This is a genomic window from Fulvivirga aurantia, from assembly GCF_009711475.1.
Taxonomy (GTDB): domain Bacteria; phylum Bacteroidota; class Bacteroidia; order Cytophagales; family Cyclobacteriaceae; genus Fulvivirga; species Fulvivirga aurantia.
Genome location: NZ_SMMD01000746.1, coordinates 1 through 7,116 on the forward strand (window position 1 = coordinate 1; position 7,116 = coordinate 7,116).

Below are 7,116 nucleotides of genomic sequence, written 5' to 3' on the forward strand. Positions count from 1 at the left end.
AAACCCTGAATGCCTCTTCTTCAACCGGCTTTGGAGTTTCTATGGCATGCTTAAAAGTGGTATAAGTTACAGCATCATTTTCAATGCCTGCCATCACATCTTTTTTGCCATCAATAAGTCCTTCAATAGCCGCTACACCCAGTCTGCTTGCCAATACACGATCGAAGCAGCTTGGTGAACCACCACGCTGTAAATGCCCAAGAACAGTAACTTTTACATCAAACTCCGGTCTCGATTTTTTCACATCATCTGCCAGAGTGTAAGTTCTACCTGGTGAGCCGGCTTCAGCTACTACTACCAAACTCGATGTCTTACCGCGCTTCCCACCTTTGTCGAGCTTTTTGATAAGCGCTTCCGTAGACATGTCCTTTTCAGGAATAAGTGTGGCTACAGCACCTCCGGCAATTCCTGATCTTACAGCAATAGCTCCGGAGTTACGCCCCATAACTTCGATAAAAAATAGTCGGTTATGAGAAAGTGCGGTGTCTCTTATTTGGTCTATAGCATGTGCTACCGTGTTAGTAGCTGTATCAAAACCAAGTGTGTAGTCAGTACCGGCTAAATCGTTGTCGATAGTGCCCGGTATGCCAATAATGGGTATGCCGCTTTCTTCAGAGAGTTTCATGGCTCCGGTAAATGTACCATCACCACCAACCACTACGAGACCGTCAATTTCTTTTTTCTTTAGCTGCTTTATTGCCTTTTTTCTGCCTTCTGGTGTTCTAAACTCTTCACTTCTGGCTGATTTTAGAAAAGTACCCCCTCTGTGCAAAATATTATTCACTGAGCGCACTTTCAATTTCACAAAATTACCAGCAATCAGCCCTTCATATCCTTCATATACACCAAAGACTTCCTTTTCGTAATATACACCCGCCCTTACTACTGCTCTTATCGCAGCGTTCATGCCCGGAGCATCGCCCCCGGAGGTAAGTACAGCTATTCTTTTCATGCTTTTCTCTTTCTTAAAACTTAAAATTACACAAACTTAGTGTAATAAGTACACTAAGTGCAGAAATTAATCTATATTTAGACTATGAGAGTTCTCAATCCCAATATTTCGGTTGACTGTGTGGTTTTTGGATATGCAGAAAGTGAGCTAAAAGTGCTTCTTATTCAAAGAGATGCATCGATAGCCAATGATCGAAGTTTGCTCTCATGGAGCCTTCCGGGAGATTTAATCCAAGACGATGAAGGGTTGGATGATGCAGCACACCGGGTGTTGCAGGAACTCACTACTTTAGACAATGTATATTTAAAACAGTTTGGTGCTTTTGGGGATCCCGCCAGGGTAAAGAAGCCTTCTGATAAAATCTGGTTACAAAAAACACGTGACTATCCTGAGGCAAGGGTTATCACCGTGGCATATTTTGCTTTAGTCAATATAATGCAATTTGAACCTCACCCTTCAAACTTTGCAGTAGATGTGCAATGGTTGTCTTTTAAGGATTTATCACATGACCTGGCTTTTGATCATGAGGAAATTATTCAAAAAGGCATTGAAGCGCTGAGAAGAGAGATAGATGTGAGTCCAATCGTTTATAATCTATTGCCTCCTAAATTTACACTCTCACAGGTGCAGGAATTATATGAGGTTATATCTGGCGAAAACTATGATAAACGGAACTTTAGAAAGAAGATTTTAGCCAAAGATATTCTCAAACCTCTTGACGAATGGCAGAAAGGTGTAAGCCATAAGCCGGCTCAGCTTTTTGAGCTTTCAGAATAATCTGAAAAATAATGAACAACCATCGGTTTCATAGGTTCTAGTTGAAACCAGAATACAACTAAACAAAAAAACGATGGAAAAATTAAAACAAATCTTTAATGCACCATTATTGATGGTGCTCTTATTCGGAGCAGCTTTTGTAAGCTGTGGAGACGATGACGATGGCGTAGCGCCTACTTCACCAACAGGTAATGAGAAATCTTACAATCTGGCTGAAGTCAATGATTCAGACATCAGTGGTACAGCTACATTTACTGAGCTTGATGACAACACCACTTCTATTGTGATAGAATTAAACGGCACGCCAGATGGAGGTTCTCATCCGGCACATATTCATGTAAATTCTGCTGTAGAAACGGGAGACATTGCAATATCTCTCGAGCCAGTAGATGGATCAACAGGTATTAGTACTACGATCGTGAGTAGCACCGATGCGGGAGCTGATATTTCGTATAACGAACTTTTAAATTTTGATGGATATATCAATGTGCACTTGAGTGAAAATGATCTTTCGGTTGTTGCTCAGGGCGATATTGGAGTAAACGAACTTACAGGTACCAGTAAAGCATACGACCTTGGCGAAAGAGCTGTGGCAGGTATAAGTGGTACAGTTACTTTTGAAGAGAGAGTAAGTGGTGAAGCATTGGCTACCATTTCTTTAGACAATACACCAGATGGAGGTGAACACCCGGCACACATTCACATGAATACTGCAGCCGAAGGTGGTGACATAGCGTTTTCATTTAATGCTGTTGATGGCACGACAGGAATGAGTATGACAAATGTAGCTGCACTTGATGGTGGAGGTTCGTTTGGTTATGATGATGTATTGGCCTACGATGGTTATGTAAATGTACACTTGAGTGCAAGTGAGTTAGGAACCATAGTGGCACAAGGAGATATCGGTGTAAACGAACTAACTGGTGAGTCTAAAACATATACATTGTTTGAGAAAGATTCTCCGGGCATTAGCGGTACAGCTAAGTTTGAAGAAAGAGTAAACGGAGAAGCTTTAGCAACATTATCTCTTGAAGGGACACCTGATGGAGGAGAGCATCCTGCCCATATTCACATGAATACTGCGGCTGAAGGTGGTGATATTGCATTTACATTCAACGCTGTTGATGGTACTACTGGTATGAGCATGTCTAACGTTGCAGAACTTGATGGTGGTGGTGCATTTGGATATGATGATGTACTGGCTTACGATGGTTACATCAACGTACACTTAAGTGCTTCAGAATTAGGAGTGATAGTGGCTCAGGGAGATATTGGTGTCAATGAATTAACTGGAGAGTCTAAAACATACACATTGTTTGAGAAAGACGCACCAGGCATTAGTGGTACAGCGAAGTTTGAAGAAAGAGTAAATGGAGAAGCTCTAGCGACATTATCCCTGGAAGGAACTCCTGATGGTGGTGAACACCCAGCTCATATTCATATGAATACTGCAGCTGAGGGCGGAGACATTGCTTTTACTTTCACTTCAGTTGATGGTACTACAGGTATGAGTGTAACTAACGTTGCTAAGCTTGATGACGATAGTGCTTTTGGTTACGATGATGTGTTAGCATATGACGGCTATATCAATGTACACCTAAGCTCTGACATGCTAGGAACTATAGTTGCTCAAGGTGATATAGGAGAAAACGAACTTACTGGTACAGCAGTAGAATATGCTTTAGCGGAATTCGGAGGCAGCGGAGTTAGTGGAGTTGCTATTTTTGAAGAGCGAGTGAATGGAGAGGCGCTAGCTACTCTATCACTTACTGGTACACCGATTGATGGAAGCCACCCTGCTCACATTCATGCAAACTCAGCAGCTGAGACTGGCCCAATAGTATTTACATTTAACAATGTAGATGGAGAAACAGGTAAAAGCTTTACAAACCTGGCTGCCTTAGATGATGAGACTTCATTCGGTTATTCTGATGTACTAGATTACGATGGTTATATCAATATACACCTTAGTGATGGAGATTTGACTGTAGTGGCACAAGGAGATATAGGAAGCAACGCACCATAAGCGTTTTATTATTGAATAAATACAAAGTCCTGTTCAAGTTGAGCAGGGCTTTTTTTTGTAGCTTATCTCAAAAATAAATCTCTTGTGCCAGACGATAGGTGTTGGCGTGGGCCTCGATTATGTCTTTGATTTTCTCAGAATAACCACCGCCCATACTAGCCACAATCGGTAAGTTATTGTCTTTAGCAGTTTGTAAAACCATTCTATCTCTTTGCTTACAACCCTCGATAGTCATTCCTAACCTGCCAAGTTTATCAGTCGCTAACACGTCTACACCTGATTGAAAGAAGAGGAAATCTGGCTGTACCTGGTCTATGAGCTGTTTGAGGTGTTTGTCAAGAAGCTTGAGGTATGTTTTATCATCGGTACCATCGGGTAAAGCCACATCAAGATCTGACTGCTCTTTGTGCATGGGATAATTCTTCTCACCATGCATACTAAATGTAAATACCCTGGGTTGAGGCCGGAAAATCTCTGCAGTGCCATTTCCCTGATGTACATCCAGATCTATAACCAGAATTTGCTCAGACAGATTCTTATTTAACAAATGATTTGCAGCTATCGCAATGTCATTTAGAAAACAAAATCCTTCGGCACGATCAGTAAAGGCATGATGTGTGCCACCAGCAATATTCATAGCAATACCGTATGTAAGCGCAAACTCAGCGGCCTGAATCGTACCTGCATTGATAGTGATTTCTCTTTCTACTATGAGATCAGATAATGGGAACCCACTTCTGCGCTCTTCAGATTTAGATAAACTCAGCTGCTTAAGCTTTTCCCAATATTCTGCTTTGTGAGTGGAAAGTATTTCTTCCTCAGTGAGCTTCCTGGGCTTGAAAAAATTATCTGATTCTGCTGTGCCTTCGTGAAGCAATTGTTCAGGTAGCAGGTCATACTTTTCCATAGGAAAACGATGTTTTTCTGGAGAGGATGATTGTAAATTTCTGACCAGGCTATCTTAAGCATAAGTATTTTATGTGCACAATTAATAACAACTGCGTTGCAAAAATGATTAATTGATAGATAAAATAAGCCTCCTGAGACAGTTTAGGTCAGATTTTTTACTTGGTAAAGTTTAAGCAGTGAGAAGAGTAGATAACCAAATGGACCGAACATAAAACAAAAGAACAGGCATGGGACAATGAGTAGGTGATTGATTTTGTATTTGATACCTTGATTTACAATCCAGTTGCCCATCAGAAGGTCAAACGTGAGATAATGAATCCACCCGCCTAGTACGGCCTCATCTTGTGTAAATAGCGCTTTTACTCCTGCCAAAGAGTTAAATGCTTCAGGGTTGAAATCACCTAAACCCGTCACCACATAAACCACATATAAAATTGACATAACCACGCAGAAAATATAGACTGCCGGGTTGCGCCATGTCTTTTTTGGGAAAAAGATGAGGAGTATCCAAAATGGTAATACAGCTGCATTTACAATTTTAAAAATATCGGCTGTTCCAGGCATAGTTTAATGGTTGTATCGATTAACAAGATAATGGATAAATCGGGAGGGGGTAAATACTTAATCGCAAAATTCAATATTTAGCAGTTGCTGGTATGTTAAAGCTTTAAATACTAACTTATTAAACATTTTAATTGTAGGTATTGTGAAGCCAAAATTGAGATATAAAATAAAGCAATGGCTGGTAATTGTTACTTTTTGGTTACTCATTGGTCTCTTTTTTTCGATTTATGACCTCATAGTTTTCGATTACAGTGCCTCTCAATACGTTGTGTTTTTACCAGACAGTACTACAGTTTACAACCACATTATGCTGAGTCTGGTAGCACCCTTTCTGGGAGGTCTATTCGGTGCCAGTTTTATCGTATTTTATCTGCGTGATAAGTTCAAAAAATTTAGCTACGGAAAACTTTTACTCCTTCACGGTGCCACGTACATGGCACTTATATTATTAGTGGCATTTCTGGTTATTTTCATAAATAGCAGCATTTTACTTAAAAATACACCCTGGTCTGACGAGGTTATTTTGCGAGGAATGGGACTCATGACGGATTATGGCATTTGGAAGGTAGTTGCTTTTTGGTTTGTGATCGTAATTCTTACAGTATTTCTACTAGAGGTAAACGACAAATACGGGCCTGGTGTACTCAAAAAACTTATTTTGGGCAGCTACTATCATCCGCAGCAGGAGTTTAGAGTATTTATGTTTTTGGACTTACGCGAGTCGACAGCTCTTGCTGAAAAGATCGGGAGTAAGCAGTATTTTCTGCTTTTGCAGCAATTTTTTAAAGACATTACAGAGCCAATTTTAAATTCGAGAGGTGAGATTTACCAATATGTGGGTGACGAGATCACCGTCTCATGGCAACAAACGATAATCAAAAACAGACCGGCATGTATCGATTGTTATTTGGCGATTAAGACCTTAATCGACAATAAAAAAGACGTGTATATCAATCAGTTTGGTGATTATCCCAAATTTAAAGTCGGTATACATTGCGGAACGGTAACGGTAGGCGAAATTGGAATAATAAAGAAAGAAATTGTTTACTCTGGAGATGTACTAAATACAGCGGCAAGACTCATGGAGGCCTGCAAAGAGTTTGGCACTGAAGTGCTGATAAGCGAAGATTTATATCAAAAGCTGGGCGATAGTTACGCTTTCGATTATGTGAGTGATAAACAACTCCGCGGTAAGAGTAAGCCGATAAAATTATATACTTATTTAAAAGTTTCAGAACATATTGAAAGTTTATCGGTTTTATAAATAGTAACAATAATTAACAGACCGATGAGAGAGTATACAATAGTCTATAAATCAGGAAAATCAGAAATGATAGAGTGTGCTGATAAGGCCGAATTAATCAAGTATCATTTTGCCAATGACAAGACAAAATTCAAAAACGAAGTAAGTCGCTTGATGTGGAACACCTTGACAATGCGCTATGTAGAAGATATAGCTTCCGAAAAAATTGATGCAGAAATATCTAGTGCAGACATCAACCCTTATGGCTGGAGAGATGCGTAGGAAATTAGCAATTGGCAATTAGCAATTGGCAATGAACAATGAACAATTAGCAATTATCAATGAGTAAGTGTCAAGATTTAGAATGTCACTCATAAGACGATCTTAGCAGTCCGAAGAGTCATTTAAAAGCTGTGAGGTTTTAGCTGTGAGTTTCGAGCTTTGAGCTGTGAGTGAGATTGATCACATTGAAGTTGTTTCTCTTCTCTAAGCACGACCAATCACAAACGAGCGTCATTCCTGACGAGCGTAGCGGAGATCAGGAATCTCTTGAAAATAAACATAAGATTCTCAAATCACGAGTGAAAGAGCTTTTAAAGTCCAATTTGCCATTTTAGTCATCCCGACCTTGTGGAGGGACCTTTT

6 protein-coding genes and 1 pseudogene are annotated in these 7,116 nt (G+C 40.0%); 4 read left to right on the forward strand and 3 right to left on the reverse strand.

The window, feature by feature from the left end:
* A partial coding sequence (gene pfkA, locus E1176_RS08895) for a 6-phosphofructokinase (RefSeq protein WP_155210258.1) occupies positions 1 to 952 on the reverse strand: 952 nt, incomplete at its 3' end.
* Positions 953 to 1,036: 84 nt separating this feature from the next.
* On the opposite strand from pfkA, the gene E1176_RS08900 reads away from it, so the two are divergent.
* Both E1176_RS08900 and E1176_RS20930 read left to right on the forward strand, forming a co-directional pair.
* The gene (locus E1176_RS08900; RefSeq protein ID WP_155210259.1) at positions 1,037 to 1,729 is read left to right on the forward strand and encodes an NUDIX hydrolase; all 693 of its coding nucleotides are present in this window, start codon (positions 1,037 to 1,039) and stop codon (positions 1,727 to 1,729) included.
* A 73-nt stretch (positions 1,730 to 1,802) separates the two neighbouring features.
* Positions 1,803 to 3,755, forward strand: a complete 1,953-nt coding sequence (locus E1176_RS20930; protein ID WP_222933120.1) for a CHRD domain-containing protein — start codon at positions 1,803 to 1,805, stop codon at positions 3,753 to 3,755.
* 67 nt (positions 3,756 to 3,822) lie between these two features.
* Here E1176_RS20930 and E1176_RS08910 read toward each other — a convergent pair.
* A pseudogene (locus tag E1176_RS08910) lies at positions 3,823 to 4,724 on the reverse strand (histone deacetylase family protein).
* Between the two features lie 81 nt (positions 4,725 to 4,805).
* Positions 4,806 to 5,228 (reverse strand): ABA4-like family protein, encoded by a 423-nt coding sequence (locus E1176_RS08915; RefSeq protein ID WP_155210260.1) that lies wholly within the window; start codon positions 5,226 to 5,228, stop codon positions 4,806 to 4,808.
* 154 nt (positions 5,229 to 5,382) lie between these two features.
* Between E1176_RS08915 and E1176_RS08920 the strand changes: the two genes are divergently transcribed.
* Both E1176_RS08920 and E1176_RS08925 read left to right on the forward strand, forming a co-directional pair.
* Entirely contained in the window at positions 5,383 to 6,492 is a 1,110-nt protein-coding gene (locus E1176_RS08920) for an adenylate/guanylate cyclase domain-containing protein (RefSeq protein WP_155210261.1), read from the forward strand.
* Positions 6,493 to 6,516: 24 nt separating this feature from the next.
* Entirely contained in the window at positions 6,517 to 6,753 is a 237-nt protein-coding gene (locus E1176_RS08925) for a hypothetical protein (protein WP_155210262.1), read from the forward strand.
* Positions 6,754 to 7,116 lie beyond the last annotated feature (363 nt).